Genomic DNA, 15,653 nt, shown 5'->3' with positions numbered 1-15,653 from the left:
GCTGTCCAGTGATGAAAGTGAACCGCTATCGCGCATAAGTTCAAGTTTTGTGCGATTGATCAAAGGTACGACAATCGGTTGGTAGGAAAAAGCATCGCGGCAGAATTTTGCCTATATTTTAATCAGCCCACCGCCTCGACGATCACCGAGCATCCACTTTCATCCAGATCATAACACCGCGGCGCAGTTTTCCGTCGACTGGCATATGTCTTGCCTATCGCCTTTCAGCTTTCACATAGCCACGATTGGAAGGACATTCGATGAAGCGCAGACAAATGCTCATGGCACTCGGAATTGCGATGCTGGCGATGGGGTCAATTTCCGCCCCCGACGCAGCTCGGGCGGATGCTCTGAGCGATATAGCCTCCCGCGGCACACTCCGCGTCGCCGTTCCACAGGACTTCCCGCCCTTTGGCAGCGTCGGCACGGACATGGCGCCCATGGGCTATGACATCGATATGGCCAATCTGATCGGCGAAAAACTCGGCGTGAAAACGGAGCTCGTTCCCGTCACCAGCGCCAACCGCATTCCCTATTTGCAGACGAATAAGGTCGATCTGGTGATCTCAAGCCTCGGCAAGAATCCGGATCGTGAAAAGGTCATCGATTTCTCCGAAGCCTATGCGCCTTTCTTCAACGGCGTCTTCGGCCCTGGCGATGTCCCGGCAACAAAGGCGGAAGACCTTTCCGGCAAGACGATCGGCGTCACCCGCGGCGCGATCGAGGATCTGGCGCTGACCAAGGTCGCGCCGCAGGACGCGACGATCAAGCGCTACGAGGACAATAACGGCACCATCTCCGCCTTCCTGTCCGGACAGGTTCAGCTGGTCGCGACCGGCAATGTCGTCGCGGCGGCCATTCTCGCCAAGAACCCGCCGAAGAAGCCCGAGATGAAATTCCTCATCACCAACTCACCCTGCTTCATCGGCCTGAACAAGAGCGAGCCGGCGCTGCAGAAGAAAGTCGACGAGATCATTGCCGCCGCCAAGGCGGACGGGACGCTGAACAAGATGTCGCAGAAATGGCTGGGCGCCGACCTGCCGGCCGGCTTCTGATCAACGCAGGGCCGATCCTGCCGTCATTCGGCAGCGGGATCGGTCCAAGCAGGGCTTTCTCCCATGCGATATCATTTCGATTTCGGCTGGCTTGCCGAATACTATCCTACGCTGATCAAGGGCGTTCTCGTCACGGTGGAGCTGACCCTTATCGGCGCTGTGCTTGGCATTCTCCTCGGAATTGCCTGCGCCTGGGCGCGCGCGCTCGGCCCACGCTGGCTGAAACCCTTCGTCGCGGCTTACGTCGAGCTGATCCGCAACACGCCGTTTCTGATCCAGCTTTTCTTTATTTTCTTCGGCCTGCCCGGTATCGGCGTGCAGATGAACGAGATGACCGCCGCCAATCTCGCCATGGTCATCAATCTTGGCGCCTATAGCTGCGAGATCATCCGCGCCGGCATACAGGCAACGCCGCGCGGTCAGTTCGAAGCGGGCGCCAGCCTTGCCATGACCCGGTTCGAAACCTTCCGGCATGTCGTCCTCGTTCCGTCCCTGCAGCGCATCTGGCCGGCACTGTCATCGCAAGTCGTCATCGTCATGCTCGGCTCCTCTGTCGTCTCGCAGATCGCCGCCGAGGATCTGACCTTCGCGGCAAACTTCATCCAGTCGCGCTCGTTCCGCGCCTTCGAAGCCTATTTCGTATCCACGGCGATCTACCTCGCGCTGGCGATCCTGCTTCGACAGGTACTCGCAGTCGTGGGCAAGATGATCTTTCCACGCAGGGTCCGCCAATGATCCAGTTCACCACATGGGATATCCTGCGCGGCCTGCTTCTGGCCGCACGCTGGACGATATTGCTGTCGCTCGTCTCCTTTGCGGGGGGCGCCATCGTTGGCGCGATCCTCGTGTTCCTGCGGATCGGCAAGGCCAGGGCCGGCCGCATCGCGGTCAGATATTTCGTCGAGCTGTTCCAGGGCACGCCGCTGCTGATGCAGCTCTTCCTGGCTTTCTTTGGTCTCGGGCTTTTCGGGATCGACGTGCCGGCCTGGCTCGCCGCCGGCGTCGCACTCACCCTCTGGTCGGCTGCCTTCCTGACCGAAATCTGGCGTGGTTGCGTCGAAGCCGTGGCCAAAGGCCAATGGGAGGCTTCGGCAAGTCTCGGCATGGGTTATCTGCAGCAGATGCGCTACGTCATCCTGCCCCAGGCGCTGCGCATCGCCGTGCCGCCGACCGTCGGCTTCTCCGTACAGGTCGTCAAGGGCACGGCCCTGACCTCCATCATCGGCTTCGTCGAGCTGTCGAAGGCCGGCACCGTCATCACCAACGCGACCTTCCAGCCATTCACCGTCTACGGCTTTGTCGCACTCATCTATTTCGCCCTGTGCTGGCCGCTGTCGAAAAGCAGTCAGATCCTGGAGAGGAAGCTCAATGTCGCTCATCGAAATCACTGAAGTCCGCAAGAGCTTCGGCGCCAACGAGGTCCTCAAAGGCATCAACCTCGATGTCGAGCCCGGTGAGGTCATCGCCATCATCGGCAAGAGCGGTTCGGGAAAGTCGACGCTGCTGCGCTGCATCAACGGGCTGGAAACGATCAATGACGGCTCGATCTCCGTCGCAGGCGCACAGCTTCTGCCCGATGACCTCCATCTGAAGGCGCTCCGGCTGAAGGTCGGCATGATCTTCCAGCAATTCAATCTCTTCCCGCATCTGAGCGCAGGACGCAACGTCATGCTCTCGCAGATGGTCGTCAAGAAGACCGCCAGGGCCGAAGCCGAGGCGATGGCGCGGCGAATGCTCGATCGCGTCGGCCTCGGGCACAAATTCGACGCCTATCCGGATGAACTTTCCGGCGGCCAGCAGCAGCGCGTCGCCATCGCAAGAGCCCTCGCCATGCAGCCGATCGCGCTTCTCTGCGATGAAATCACCTCCGCGCTGGACCCGGAGCTGGTGGCGGAAGTTCTCGCCGTCGTGCGCGAACTGGCCGGCGAAGGCATGACGCTGCTGATGGTCACCCATGAGATGAAATTCGCGCGTGACGTCTGCTCACGCGTGGTCTTCATGCACCAGGGCCGCGTGCACGAAATCGGACCGCCCGGCGAGGTCTTTGCCAATCCGCAAACGCCGGAGCTCAAGCAGTTCCTCGGCATCCATTGAGAGCCGGCAGGCCCCGCTAACCGGCTCTCTGAACCATAGTGTTCCAGGCACCTGGAGCAATGCCGAACGCCTTTTTGAAATGCCGGGTCAGATGGCTCTGATCGGCAAATCCGGTTGCCGCGGCTACCTCCGCGATCGGCTCCCCCGCGCCAATCATCGCCTTTGCCTGCTGCAGCCGGCGCATCAGCAGGAACCGGTGCGGGCTTGTTGCGAAGGCGGCGCGGAAATGCCGCGCAAGCGCAAAGCGATCGAGACCGGTGATGCGTTCCAGTTCTCGCGAGCGCACGCCCCGCGTGACATGCGCCTCGAGATAGTCCCGCGCAGCCTTCACCTGCCCCCACGCAATGCTGCCCAAGGGCCGTTGCGGCAAACGGGCATGCCGGGCAAGTCCATCGGTGAGCCGCGAGACGAAATCGTCGACGAAGAGCTCATCCAGCTCGCGATCGAGTTCGCCGAGCGCCGCCAGTAACAAGCCGGCGAGACGATTGTCTTCCACCACGGGGTCATCGACGAAAGGGAGGCCGACACGCGCCGCCTCAAGGCATTGAAACAGCACCGATGGTTCCAGATACAGCATCCGGTACACGAGGCCGTCCTCAGTCGCGGCTCCGCCGTCATGCAGTTCGTCCGGATGAAGAATGATCACCCGCCCTGGCAGGCTGTAGCGCTGTTCGCCGCGATAACGGAACGTCTGCACGCCGCGCATGGTGACGCCAAGCGCATAGGTATCATGCCGGTGCAGCTCGAAGGCATCGCCGCGAAACTGCGCCTGGATGCGTTCGATGCCCGGATAGGCAGGCGCAGACAGGATGCGATTGCTCTCCGGCGTCACGCACAAACGTTCAAGACCCTCGAAGATCTGTCCGGCTACATCCTCGTGCAATGTCCCATTTCCAGACTGCATGAAAGTGACCATCGATGTTCGATACCAAAATCGCGATCGTTTTGCGAAGCGACCTTCAATCCTGGCAAAAGCTGAATGTAACGGCCTTCCTGTCGACAGGCATAGCCGGGCAAAATCCCGATATCATCGGAGAAGCCTATCGCGATCGCACCGGCAACGTCTACAACGCTTTATCGATCCAGCCCATCATCGTGCTCTCGGCTGACAAGGAGAGCATTGCCGCCATCCACCGCCGCTCGCTGGAGCGAGGCGTCACGTCTTCCATCTTCATAGAGGAAATGTTTTCAACCGGCCATGACGCGGCCAACCGCGCCGTCTTTTCCGAATTCGCGCCGGAAGATGCCAAGGTCGTCGGCATCGCCTTGCGCGCCGACAAGAAAATCGTCGACAAGATCACCAAGGGCGCGAGCATGCATGCGTGATCGGACGCGCAAAGAAAATGGCCGGATCGCGAGACCCGGCCGTTTTTGTCCAGAAAGGCTTAACCGTTCTGCGTGATCGGTGCGATCTGGATCTCGACCCGACGGTTCTGCGCGCGGCCGGCCTCGGTGGCATTGGTTGCGACCGGCTGCGACGGACCGAAGCCGATGGCCGACATGCGGCGCTGATCGATGCCCTGGCTGCCGAGGTAGGAGGCAACCGATCCGGCGCGGCGCTCGGACAGATCCTGGTTATGCTGCAGGCTGCCGGTCGAATCCGTATGGCCATTGACGTCGATCAGCGTGCGGTTGAACTTGCGCAGCACGATCGCGACGGAATTGAGCGTCGGGAAGAATTCCGGCTTGATCGCATCCTGGTCGATGTCGAAGGTGATTGCCGACGGCATGTTGAGGATGATGCGGTCGCCGACGCGGGTCACCGAAACGCCGGTGCCCTGCAGCTGCGCACGCAGTTCGGATTCCTGCTGGTCCATGTAATTGCCGATGCCCGCACCCGCAAGCGCACCGACGCCTGCGCCGATCAACGCGGCATTGCGGCGCGAGGCCGGCGAATGACCGATCAGAAGACCGGCAACGGCACCGACACCGGCACCGATCGCCGCACCGCCTGCGGTATTCGATACCTTCTGCTCACCCGTATAGGGGTCGGTGGTGGTGCATGCGTTCAAAAAGGCTGCCGCTAGGGCAAGAATGGCAATTTTCTTGATCATAGAATCGTCGCTCTCCGGTTCGATGGCCGCAGCAGATATGAAGCATTGCGGCAATATCATGAAGAGAAATCTTATCCAGCCCCTTGTCCCCTGTGCATAGAGCGTCAGCAAGGCTTTTGCCGAAGCCGGCGCATGGGGACGTGCGGCGCCATCCACCCACCAGCCCCGTCAATTTCAGCCGTTCGCTGCAATCAATGGTTCTGGAAGAGTTGCAGAACCGTATTGTAGCTCGCATTGGCAATCGACAGAGATTGCAGCCCGAGTTGTTGCTGGGCCTGCAGCGCCAGAACCTTGCTCGACTGCTGTTCCATATCGGCATCCACGAGTTTGCCGACCCCGCTGGTCAGCGAATCATTGAGATTTCTGGCGAACTCGGTCTGGAGATTGATACGCGCTTCGAGGGAGCCGAAGGCGGATCCGATCGTTTTGAGCTGGTTCAGCATTCCAGTCACGGTATTGACCATGTCGACAATGGCGCCCCGTGTCGTATTCGCATCGAGCGAGATCTCTACTTGGCCGCTTGTATTGCCGTTCTTGCTGCTGATCAGCACATAATTCTTTGCGGCGCCGGCTTCGGTGGCGAAAGATGTCGACGTCAGCACGCCATATCCGCCGGTGCCGCTCGCCTGATCGTCGATCAGATAACGCGCATCGGCCGAGGTGATCGGCCCCGTCGTCGAGCTGACGCCTGCATAGCTCAGCATGCCGATCCTTACGGTGCCATCGGTGCCCCGGATAAGGGAGCCTGGAATCTCATGGGGGTCAGTCGGGTCCGCGCCGTCTTGCAGCACGGTCCAGTTGACGCCGTTGAAGGTCGCCGATTCCCCGACGCTGCGCAACTGCTGCTTGAGCTGGGTGATCTCGTCGTTGAGTGTCGTTTTGTCGACGCTGGTCTCATAGGCACCGACGAGCTTCGTCCTGATCTCGGTGACGACATCGATCGCGCTGCTGACACCCGTGGAAGCGGTGCTGACGGTCGAGGCGGCGAGACCTAACGCATCCTGAACCGACGAAATCGCGCCGATGTCGGTATGCGTCAAAGTCGAGATTTTCCAGTATGTGGCATTGTCTCTGGCCGTCTGAACCCGCAGGCCCGACGACATCTGTCGTTCGGCGTTACCCAGTTTGGTCTGGGTGTCCCTCAGCACTTCCAGTGCTGTATTCACGGAGGGACTGACCCTGATGAAGGTCGAAAAAATACTCACGGCACATGAACTCCGGACGCAACAATACGCAACAAACACAAGGAGACATCGGAACCTTGCCGCGGGCGCTCATGCGCGCGGGCCGAGCGTGTCGGCGAACGGGGAACGAGGCAAAACAACGCCTGCGCTCCAGCGGTTACATACCGACATGATTAGCAAACATGCTTAAAAAAGCGCTAAACGATACACCTGATTTACCATAAATAAGCGCAACGCCTGCAACGGGGGTAACCTGCTCGTTCCGACCTACTCGGCCGCGCGAAGATTGGTGAGCTTCGCGCGCAGTGCCGCATCCGACATCTCGTCATGCAGGCGCTGTTCCTCATGCGTCTGCGGCTTCGCAAAGCGGGCGATCAGCAGATAGGCGATGGGTGTGATGTAAAGCGTGACCAGGGTCGCAAACCCAAGGCCGCCGACAATGACCCAGCCGAGCGCGACGCGCGCTTCTGCGCCGGCCCCCTCGGCAAAGACAAGCGGCACGCCGCCAAGGATGGTCGCGATCATTGTCATCATAACCGGGCGCAGACGCAGTGCGCAGGCCTTTTCGATCGCCGCGCGCACGCTTTCTCCCTTGTCGCGAAGCTGATTGGCGAACTCGACGATGAGGATGCCGTTCTTGGCCATGACACCGACAAGCAGCACTAGGCCGATCTGGCTGTAGATGTTGAGGCTCGATCCGGTGATGACGAGCGCAAAGACGGCACAGGCAAGGCCGAGCGGCACCGTGGACATGATGATGATCGACGACAGCACGCTTTCGAACTGCGCGGCGAGCACCAGGAAGATGATGACAATGGCAAAACCGAAAGTCAGGGCCATGCCGCTGGAATTTTCCTCCAGTGTCGCCGCTTCGGCGAGCGCCATCAGCCGCGAACCAGGCGGCAGGAGCGGCGCTGCGATCCGCGTGACTTCCTCGACCGCCTGCCCGAGCGACATGCCGTTCTTGAGCCCGGCCGTGATCGCAACCGAGGCCAGCTGCTGCTCGCGGGTCAGCTGCGGCGCAACCGCATTCTCCTTCAACGACGCAATGACCGACATCGGCACGATCTTGCCGTCGCCGGTCTTGAGGAAGACATTTTCGAGGTCCGTAGGATCGTCGATCGGTCGCATCGTCGACGTCAAAAGCACCGGATAGGATTCGCCGGCGACAAATACGTCGACGACGGAGCGGCCCTCAAGCAACGACTGCAAGGCCACTGAAAGACCTGAAATGTCGACCCCGAGATCGGAAGCGCGCTCACGATCGATGGTGACGGAGACCTGAGCCTGTGTCGGCTCGTTGTTCAGCCGCGGCGTATCGAATTGGCCGGTCTTGTCGAGTTCTTGCACGAGTTTCAGGGCTGCTTCGGTCAGCGCTTCGTGATTGTTGCCGATGAGCGCCATCTGCACGCCGCTGCCTGCGCCACGGATGCGCAGGCTGTTGGCTTGGATGACATTGCCACGAAGAGCCGGCACGCCTGCCATGGCTTTGTTGATATCGGTGACGATATCCTGCTGCGTACGATGACGCTCACTCCAAGGCGCCAGCGTCAGCACCATGAAGCCGCTGTTCTTCTGGCTGTTCATGCCTGAAATCGCGTAGATATTTCGTATATCGCCGCTGTCCATCAGCGGCTGCAGCCGCTCTTCGACGCGCTGCAATTGATCCTTGGTATAATCTAGGCCTGCGCCTTGCGGCGTGGTGAGACGCAACATGACCATCGCCCGATCCTCGCTCGGCGTCAGCTCGCTCTTGACGTTTACGAACGCCAAGACGGCTGCAGCCGAAAACACGGCACAGAAGACGATGACGACGAAAGGCGCATTGAGACAGGCCTTGAGGGTACGACAATAGACACTGGAGAAAAGCTCGCCGAAACGCCCGAGCGCGCCATGCTCCTCGCGCATCTCCTTGGTCAGCATGCGCGAGGCAAGCATGGGGCATAGCGTCAGCGCCACGATCGATGAAAGGCCCACAGAGAAGGCAAGCACGAAGCCGAATTCGCGGAACAGGCCGCCCACCTGCCCCGGCAGGAAGGACAGTGGAATGAAGACGGCGGCAAGCGTCGCCGTCGTCGCGATGACCGCGAAAAAGACCTCACGCGTGCCCAGCACGGCGGCAGCACGCGGCCCGATCTTCTCGGCCCGACGACGCACGATATTTTCGAGCACGACGATGGCGTCGTCGACCACGAGGCCGGTCGCAAGCACGATCGCCAGCAGCGTCAGGATATTGACGGAGAATCCCACCATATAGAGCGCGGCAAGCGTGCCGATCAGCGCTACTGGCATGGTGACGACCGGGATCAGCGTTGCCCGCCAGTCGCGCAGGAAGAGATAGATGACTGCGGTGACGATCAGTGCCGACAGGACGAGCGCCAGCACGACCTCGTGGATCGCTCCCTGAATGAATAGGGCATCATCGCTGGTGATGACGATGCGCGTACCCTCGGGCAGCGATTTAGACAGCTGCGCAACGACGGCCTTCACGCCTTCGGAAATATTCAAGGTATTCGACTGCGCCTGACGGATGATGCCGAGGCCAACGCCCTGCACACCGTTCGAGCGCAGCGCGGTCGTGCCGTCCCTCGGTCCGAGCGTCACGGTGGCGACATCGGAAAGCCGCACGCGGTTCTTGATGATCAGCCGGGAAAAATCCTCCGGCGTCTGTAGCGCCGCCGTGGCGCGCACGACGATATCCTGCCGCGCACTCTTCAGCGATCCGGCCGGTACATCGAGTGCTGCGGTCGCAAGCGCCGTCGTCAGGTCGCCGATGGTGAGGCCTCGGCTCGCAAGAGCTGCCTGATCGACGTCGATGCGGAAGATCTTCTCCTGATCTCCATAGAGCTCGACATCGGCGACGCCTTCAACCGAGGCCAGCCGGTCGGTAATCTCCTTGTCGACGAGCTGCGTCAGGTCGTCCATCGTCATGGTGCTCGAGGTGACGGCAAGCCGCATGATCGGCTGCGAATCCGAATCCGCCTTGACGATCTGAGGCGCATCCGCCTGATCGGGCAATTGTTCGGTGATGCGACCGATGGCGTCGCGGACATCATTGGCGGCAACCGAAAGATCGGTCGCGTCGGAAAATTCCAGCGTTACCCGGCTCTGACCGAAGGATGAGCTGGAGGAGACCGACTTCAGGCCGCTGACGCGAGCAACCGCCCCTTCGATGATCTTCGTCAGCTCCTGATCCACCGTCTGCGGCGATGCGCCATCGAATACGGTCCTGACGGTCACGACCGGACGGTCGACATCGGGCAGTTCTCTCACTTCGACGCCGAAATAGGCGGCAAGACCGGCGACGACCATCAGCGTGTTGAAGACCAGCGCCAGGATCGGCCGGCGCACGAAGAGTGCGGTAAAGGATTGCTTGGGCGCCGCCGGGCCAGCATCCGTCATATCGTCGCCATCGGTCATCATTGGGTGATGACCTCCTTGGCCTGAGCGATATCGCGGGCAAAGCGAACCTCGCCGCCTTCGGTTACGCGCTGCAATCCTTCGATGACGATGAGATCGCCATTGCGGAGATCGCCGCGGACCAGCACCGCATCCGGATTGCGCTGCACGATGCTGACGCGCACCTTCGAGGACTTGCCGTCAACGACGCGCCAGACATGCGCACCCGCCCCATCCCATTGGACGGCGAGCGGATCGACGGAGGGATAGGATTCGCCGGCAAAGCGCATGCCGACATTGAAGGACATGCCGGCGCGCAGAACATCGGAGGCATTATCGATGCGGGCGCGCACGCGCAGCGTCCGGCTCGCGCCATCAACACGATTGTCGACTGCCTCGACAACGCCCGAAAATACACGCCCCGGCAATGCCACCGACGTTGCTTCCACCGGCTGATCGACCTTGACGGTGTTGGCGAAGCGCTCCGGCACCCAGTAATCCACCAGGATTTCCGAGCGGTCGTCCAGCATCACGATATTGGTCGTTGTCGTCACATTGTCGCCGACGACCACAGGCACGATACCGACGATCCCGTCGATCGGTGCAACCACATCGCGGCGCTTCAGCGCTAGCTCGGCCGATTGCAGTGCAAGCTTTGCACCCTGCTCCACGATCTCGGCATCGAAAACATCCATGCGCGAGACTGTGGACTTGATATTGCGGTAGAGCTGGGATTTTTCGACAGCGCTCTTCAGCGCCACTTGCGCCTGACCGCGAGCGATGATCTGCTCGTCGTCATCGAGACGCGCCAGCACCTGCCCCTGCTTCACCCGGTCGCCTGACTTGATGAGAATTTCCCGGATCGTACCCGCTGCTTGCGGCATGACGACGACCGAGCGGATGGCGTCGCCGGTACCGATCGCGCTCAGGCGGTCGTTGACGACACCGCTGACTACAGGCTCAGTGACGACAAGCGGTATGTTCTGACCGCGCCGTCCCCCGGAGCTTGCCTTCGTCTCCGCCTTTCCGTCCGCCGCGCCATCGCGCGGAGCAATCCAGGCCACAATGGTCTCGGGAACCCCGACCTTCTGCAGCAGGCCCGCCGCACTCGGCACGAAGGCCAGGACAGCGGCGATGCCGGCTGCCAGCAAAAGAAAAGACAAGGAAAGCTGCTTCCAGGCGGTCATGCACGTCTCCGGCTCGTTGTGTCAGAGGCGATGAAATCGCGTCGTTGGTTTTGTGACCCCTCATCCACCCAGCGCACTTAACCGGGGGTCAATTTCGGCTCGGACGGCTCCATAACGCAAGATTGTGCCCGATTTGCTGCAATATCGTGGTTTTGAGCATATCCCGCAAGTTTCGCCACAGATTATGACAAAGTTGTAATCTTTCCGCAGACAACGACACCGGCCTCTCAGACGATCCGTTCCGATGCGAAAAGCAGCCGTCGATCAAGCCTTGTGCCCTGTGAATGTGCACTTTTTGTTCTAGTTTCGGCCCGTTTCTTTTGCCTTTCGGGGTAGAATCATTACATTGGGCGGCATGACCATTGGACATGACGATATTCCCTTCTTTGACGAGGAGCCGGAGCACATCGCGCCACGCCGTTCCGCGCCGGCTGCCGGCAGCATTGGCGGCGGCATTGCGGCCCGCGCCATGGCAGCACGCGACAGCGGCCGCCGCCCCGATTATCTCTCAGGCCTCAATGCCGAACAGGCGGAAGCAGTCGAAACGCTCGACGGCCCCGTACTGGTGCTTGCCGGCGCCGGCACCGGCAAGACGCGCGTGCTCACGACACGCATCGCTCATATCCTGTCCACCAACCGCGCCTTCCCCAGCCAGATTCTCGCCGTGACCTTCACCAACAAGGCAGCACGCGAGATGAAGGAGCGTATCGCGCTGCTGGTCGGCGGCGCGGTCGAAGGCATGCCTTGGCTCGGCACCTTCCACTCGATCGGTGTGAAGCTGTTGCGACGTCACGCCGAGCTGGTCGGCCTCACCTCCAGCTTCACCATTCTCGACACGGACGATGTCATCCGCCTGATCAAGCAGCTGATCCAGGCTGAAGGGCTCGACGACAAGCGCTGGCCCGCCAAGCAATTTGCCGGCATGATCGATACATGGAAGAACAAGGGCCTCAGCCCCGCCGATATTCCGGAGGGTGACGCCCGCGCCTTTGCCAACGGCAAGGGCCGCGAACTCTATGCCGCCTATCAGAACCGCTTGAAGACGCTGAACGCCTGCGACTTCGGCGATCTTTTGCTGCATCCGATCAATATGTTCCGACAGAATCCCGATATTCTCAAGGATTATCACCAGCGCTTTCGCTACATCCTCGTCGACGAGTATCAGGATACCAACACGGCGCAATATATGTGGCTACGCCTGCTAGCGCAGCGGCAGAAGGGCGAGCCGCAGAATGTCTGCTGCGTCGGTGACGACGACCAGTCGATCTATGGCTGGCGCGGCGCGGAGGTGGACAATATCCTGCGCTTCGAGAAGGATTTTCCGGGCGCCAAGGTCATCAAGCTCGAGCGCAACTATCGCTCCACCGAGCATATTCTTGGGGCGGCCGCGCATCTGATCGCCCATAATGAGGGCCGGCTCGGCAAGACTCTGTTCACCGATCGCTCCGACCCCGACGACATCAAAGTGCAGGTGCATGCCTCCTGGGATTCCGAGGAGGAAGCGCGCGCCATCGGCGAAGAGATCGAGCAGCTACAGCGCAACAAGCACAATCTCAACGACATCGCCATCCTCGTGCGCGCCTCCTTCCAGATGCGCGAGTTCGAAGACCGTTTCGTCACGCTCGGCCTGAACTATCGCGTCGTCGGCGGCCCTCGCTTCTACGAGCGCCTCGAAATCCGCGATGCCATGGCCTATTTCCGCCTGGTCTGCCAGCCGGCCGACGATCTCGCCTTCGAGCGCATCATCAACACGCCGAAGCGAGGTCTCGGGGACACCACAGTCCGCGCCCTGCACGATTACGCCCGCGTGCGCGATATTCCGATGCTGGCGGCCGCGGCCGATATCATCGAGACTGACGAGATGAAGCCGAAGGCGCGCAAGGCGCTGTTCGACGTCGTGCAATCCTTCCGCCGCTGGCAGGGCCTGCTCGAAAACACGCCGCATACCGAGCTTGCCGAGCAGATCCTCGAAGAGTCCGGCTATACGGACATGTGGAAGAACGACAAATCGGCGGAAGCGCCGGGGCGCCTGGAAAACCTGAAAGAACTCATCCGCTCCATGGATAGTTTCGAATCCATGCGCGGCTTCCTCGAACACGTCGCCCTCGTCATGGATGCCGAGCAGAACGAAAATCTCGACGCCGTCTCCATCATGACGCTGCACTCCGCCAAGGGTCTGGAATTCGACACCGTGTTCCTGCCTGGCTGGGAGGAAGGCCTGTTTCCGCATCAGCGCTCGCTCGACGAAAGCGGTCGCGCCGGGCTGGAGGAAGAGCGCCGCCTCGCTTATGTCGGCATCACGCGCGCCAAGCGCCGCTGCCACATCTGGTTCGTCTCCAACCGCCGCATCCACGGCCTCTGGCAATCCACAATCCCCTCCCGCTTCCTCGATGAACTGCCGGAAACGCATGTTCAGGTCGCCGAAGTCGAGCAATCCTATGGCGGATATGGCCGCGGCGGCTACGGCCAGTCCCGCTTCGACAAGGCCGATCCCTTCGCCAACACCTATTCCACGCCCGGCTGGAAGCGCGCGCAGGCCAACCGCAACGATGCGACCCGTGACAACTGGGGCAGCCGTTCCGGCCACGCCGTCGAACGCATCGGCTATGGCGAAAGCGGCCCGAAAGTGCGCACCATCGACGGCGAACTGGTGGCCAAATCCACCTCCACCGAACCCTCCAAATTCGCCATCGGCGACCGCGTCTTCCACATCAAGTTCGGCAACGGCAATGTGTCGGAGATCGAGGGCAACAAGCTAACGATCGAATTCGACCGCGCCGGGCAGAAGCGCGTGCTGGATGGGTTTGTGGAGAGAGTGTGAGGGGCGCGGGTCGGCTATCTGGTTTGGGACCAGAGGGTGCCCATCAGTGCAAACCACAAAAATAAGGGAGCTGATTGTGTGGCCTCCGCCCTCCTCCACGCTCCGTCATCCTCAGGCTTGACCCGAGGATCCATGCACAAGCCGCAAAGGCTTATGCGCCCTCACCCATGATCTCAGTTACGCCCGCCATTTGCCCTGATGATCTGACCATTGACCCAGCCGCTCTGCGGCCCGGCCAGAAACGATACGATCTGGGCGATATCCTCAGGCAGCCCGAGGCGCCCGAGCGGAATATCGTTTATCAGCCGCTGGATCAGCGCCTCGGACCTTCCCTTGAACAGCAATTCGGTCGCGATCGGCCCCGGCGCGACCGCATTGACGGTGACGCCGCGCGGACCGAGTTCCTTGGCAAGGATATGGGTCATCGCCTCCACTGCCGCTTTGGTCGCCGCGTAAACGCCGTTGCCGGGGGAATAGTGACCGATAATGCTCGTAGAGAGATTGATGATGCGGCCGCCATCGCGCACCCGCCTCGCCCCTTCTCGCATCCCGTTGAAGGTCCCTGTCAGATTGACGGCAACCTGCTGCCGAAAATCCTCATCCGAAACCTCGGCCAGTGGCGAGAATTTGCTGATCCCTGCATTGTTAACAAGCACGTCGACCGTTCCGAACTCCGCTTCGGTGCGATCGAACAATGCCGTCACGGCTTGGGCATCGGAGACATCGGCGCGGACTGCAAGCGCGCGGCCGCCCGCCATCGTAATGCCGGCAACAACATCCGCGGCCTCTTCGGCGCTCGATGCGTAGTTGACGACGGTCTGAAAGCCGTCGGCGGCAAGCTGCTTTGCTATGGCGGCGCCAATGCCCTTGGATGCGCCGGTTACGATCGCCGTTCTAATTTCGTTGGACATGCGTCAATCTCCTTGTCGTTCGCACACGCGCTGTCGACCATGCCTGGGGACGCAATCCCGGCATGTCGCTGAAACGCTTGTTTCGTTGGGTCGCGAACGGTAATATGAGCGATAATTCGCTTTTTGCTACTCGCATTCCAGGAACATGTCCGAAAGCCCGCTCCATAGCCGTGCCGCGCCGAGAAAAGCGCCAAGACAAGCCCGTTCGCTCGCAACAGTCGAGGCGGTCGTGGAGGCTGCAGCTCGCATTTTGGAGGAGCGCGGCCATGAGGCCTTCTCCACCAATGCCGTCGCAGAGAAGGCCGGCGTCAGTGTCGGCTCGCTCTATCAGTATTTTCCGCGTAAGGATGCGTTGATCGGAGCCTTGATCCTCCGCGAGACTTCGCGCCTCGTCGCAGAGGCGGAAATTGCCGCCGACAAGCCCACCGGCAGCGAGGCCTTGTCGGCGCTCATCCTCCCCTGCGTCGAGCAGCAGCTTCGCCGGCCGGCGCTGGCCCGCTTGCTCGATTTCGAGGAAGCGCGGCTGCCGCTCGATGCCGCCACCGAAACGATCAAAAGGCGATTCTTCGAGCTCACGCGCGCAACTTTGCTGCGGCCGGATTTGCCGCCGCAGGACGATATCGAGGTGGCCAGCCGCGACGTGGTCGCCATCATCAAGGGAATGGTCGATGCCGCCGGAGAGCATGGCGACAAGGATAAAAACCAGCTGGCTCTGCGCGTGAAACGCGCCGTTCTTGGCTATTTGCACAGCCTCGACTGACATCGGCAGCTTGCCCCGATCGAAGGCGAACCCAAAAGCTAAAAAGCATGGCTAGACATTCCGCCTTTGCAAGCGATTGCATTGCAGCATTGCAGAATCCGCATGCCTAGCAAGCTACCAATGATAATCCAATCGATTATATCGATTGAAGCGGCTTCGGGATTCTGCGTTTCCCGCGGGTGTCTCGG

General features: G+C 60.8%; 13 protein-coding genes. 7 read left to right on the top strand and 6 right to left on the bottom strand.

The genetic code is table 11. From position 1 onward, the window contains the following. The first annotated feature begins 275 nt into the window (after window positions 1-275). From PH558_RS04555 to PH558_RS04540, 4 genes are all read left to right on the top strand, one after another. Window positions 276-1,055 carry a transporter substrate-binding domain-containing protein gene (locus tag PH558_RS04555; protein WP_285202737.1) on the top strand — a complete coding sequence of 260 codons (780 nt, stop codon included), beginning with the start codon at window positions 276-278 and terminating at the stop codon, window positions 1,053-1,055. Window positions 1,056-1,118: 63 nt separating this feature from the next. Next, on the top strand, window positions 1,119-1,790 hold the full coding sequence (locus tag PH558_RS04550; RefSeq protein WP_095435235.1) for an amino acid ABC transporter permease: 672 nt from the start codon (window positions 1,119-1,121) through the stop codon (window positions 1,788-1,790). Beyond that, window positions 1,787-2,446, top strand: coding sequence for an amino acid ABC transporter permease (locus PH558_RS04545; RefSeq protein WP_285202443.1), 660 nt, complete (start codon window positions 1,787-1,789; stop codon window positions 2,444-2,446). The genes PH558_RS04550 and PH558_RS04545 overlap by 4 nt, the downstream gene beginning before the upstream one ends. Then, window positions 2,424-3,149 (top strand): amino acid ABC transporter ATP-binding protein, encoded by a 726-nt coding sequence (locus tag PH558_RS04540; RefSeq protein WP_285202442.1) that lies wholly within the window; start codon window positions 2,424-2,426, stop codon window positions 3,147-3,149. Before PH558_RS04545 ends, PH558_RS04540 begins: the two co-directional genes overlap by 23 nt. A 16-nt stretch (window positions 3,150-3,165) precedes the next feature. Here the strand turns inward: PH558_RS04540 and PH558_RS04535 are convergent, their stop codons facing one another. Next, the gene (locus PH558_RS04535) at window positions 3,166-4,053 is read right to left on the bottom strand and encodes an AraC family transcriptional regulator (RefSeq protein ID WP_483314120.1); all 888 of its coding nucleotides are present in this window, start codon (window positions 4,051-4,053) and stop codon (window positions 3,166-3,168) included. Between the two features lie 14 nt (window positions 4,054-4,067). Between PH558_RS04535 and PH558_RS04530 the strand changes: the two genes are divergently transcribed. Continuing rightward, window positions 4,068-4,475 (top strand): DUF2000 family protein, encoded by a 408-nt coding sequence (locus PH558_RS04530; RefSeq protein WP_095435238.1) that lies wholly within the window; start codon window positions 4,068-4,070, stop codon window positions 4,473-4,475. 59 nt (window positions 4,476-4,534) lie between these two features. On the opposite strand, the gene PH558_RS04525 is transcribed toward PH558_RS04530, so the two are convergent. The 4 genes from PH558_RS04525 to PH558_RS04510 all read right to left on the bottom strand — a co-directional run bounded on the left by PH558_RS04525 (window position 4,535) and on the right by PH558_RS04510 (window position 10,973). Continuing rightward, a complete protein-coding gene (locus tag PH558_RS04525; RefSeq protein WP_069612829.1) occupies window positions 4,535-5,203 on the bottom strand; it encodes a YiaD family glycine zipper/OmpA-like lipoprotein in 669 nt (222 codons plus the stop codon). Between the two features lie 191 nt (window positions 5,204-5,394). Beyond that, complete coding sequence (locus PH558_RS04520) at window positions 5,395-6,408, bottom strand: flagellin N-terminal helical domain-containing protein (RefSeq protein ID WP_285202441.1); 1,014 nt, start codon at window positions 6,406-6,408, stop codon at window positions 5,395-5,397. Between the two features lie 246 nt (window positions 6,409-6,654). Beyond that, a complete protein-coding gene (locus tag PH558_RS04515) occupies window positions 6,655-9,789 on the bottom strand; it encodes an efflux RND transporter permease subunit (RefSeq protein ID WP_285202735.1) in 3,135 nt (1,044 codons plus the stop codon). A gap of 17 nt (window positions 9,790-9,806) precedes the next feature. Continuing rightward, window positions 9,807-10,973, bottom strand: coding sequence for an efflux RND transporter periplasmic adaptor subunit (locus PH558_RS04510; protein WP_285202440.1), 1,167 nt, complete (start codon window positions 10,971-10,973; stop codon window positions 9,807-9,809). 355 nt (window positions 10,974-11,328) lie between these two features. On the opposite strand from PH558_RS04510, the gene PH558_RS04505 reads away from it, so the two are divergent. Beyond that, complete coding sequence (locus tag PH558_RS04505) at window positions 11,329-13,794, top strand: ATP-dependent helicase (protein WP_285202439.1); 2,466 nt, start codon at window positions 11,329-11,331, stop codon at window positions 13,792-13,794. Between the two features lie 173 nt (window positions 13,795-13,967). Here the strand turns inward: PH558_RS04505 and PH558_RS04500 are convergent, their stop codons facing one another. Next, on the bottom strand, window positions 13,968-14,705 hold the full coding sequence (locus PH558_RS04500) for an SDR family oxidoreductase (protein ID WP_285202438.1): 738 nt from the start codon (window positions 14,703-14,705) through the stop codon (window positions 13,968-13,970). Between the two features lie 229 nt (window positions 14,706-14,934). Here PH558_RS04500 and PH558_RS04495 point away from each other — a divergent pair, with 229 nt between their 5' ends. Further along, complete coding sequence (locus PH558_RS04495) at window positions 14,935-15,465, top strand: TetR/AcrR family transcriptional regulator (protein WP_285202437.1); 531 nt, start codon at window positions 14,935-14,937, stop codon at window positions 15,463-15,465. Window positions 15,466-15,653 lie beyond the last annotated feature (188 nt).

The organism is Rhizobium pantanalense, assembly GCF_030182525.1.
Classification (GTDB): Bacteria; Pseudomonadota; Alphaproteobacteria; order Rhizobiales; family Rhizobiaceae; genus Rhizobium.
Note: the sequence above shows the minus strand (reverse complement) of the source record. Positions and strands in the feature narration are given on the sequence as shown.

Coding starts and splice junctions, on each gene's coding strand:
- PH558_RS04530 (WP_095435238.1), top strand. CDS start 4,068: ATGTTCGATACCAAAATCGCGATCGTTTTGCGAAGCGACCTTCAATCC.
- PH558_RS04515 (WP_285202735.1), bottom strand. CDS start 9,789: ATGACGGATGCTGGCCCGGCGGCGCCCAAGCAATCCTTTACCGCACTC.
- PH558_RS04555 (WP_285202737.1), top strand. CDS start 276: ATGCTCATGGCACTCGGAATTGCGATGCTGGCGATGGGGTCAATTTCC.
- PH558_RS04535 (WP_483314120.1), bottom strand. CDS start 4,053: ATGCAGTCTGGAAATGGGACATTGCACGAGGATGTAGCCGGACAGATC.
- PH558_RS04540 (WP_285202442.1), top strand. CDS start 2,424: ATGTCGCTCATCGAAATCACTGAAGTCCGCAAGAGCTTCGGCGCCAAC.
- PH558_RS04525 (WP_069612829.1), bottom strand. CDS start 5,203: ATGATCAAGAAAATTGCCATTCTTGCCCTAGCGGCAGCCTTTTTGAAC.
- PH558_RS04550 (WP_095435235.1), top strand. CDS start 1,119: ATGCGATATCATTTCGATTTCGGCTGGCTTGCCGAATACTATCCTACG.
- PH558_RS04505 (WP_285202439.1), top strand. CDS start 11,329: ATGACCATTGGACATGACGATATTCCCTTCTTTGACGAGGAGCCGGAG.
- PH558_RS04500 (WP_285202438.1), bottom strand. CDS start 14,705: ATGTCCAACGAAATTAGAACGGCGATCGTAACCGGCGCATCCAAGGGC.
- PH558_RS04545 (WP_285202443.1), top strand. CDS start 1,787: ATGATCCAGTTCACCACATGGGATATCCTGCGCGGCCTGCTTCTGGCC.
- PH558_RS04510 (WP_285202440.1), bottom strand. CDS start 10,973: ATGACCGCCTGGAAGCAGCTTTCCTTGTCTTTTCTTTTGCTGGCAGCC.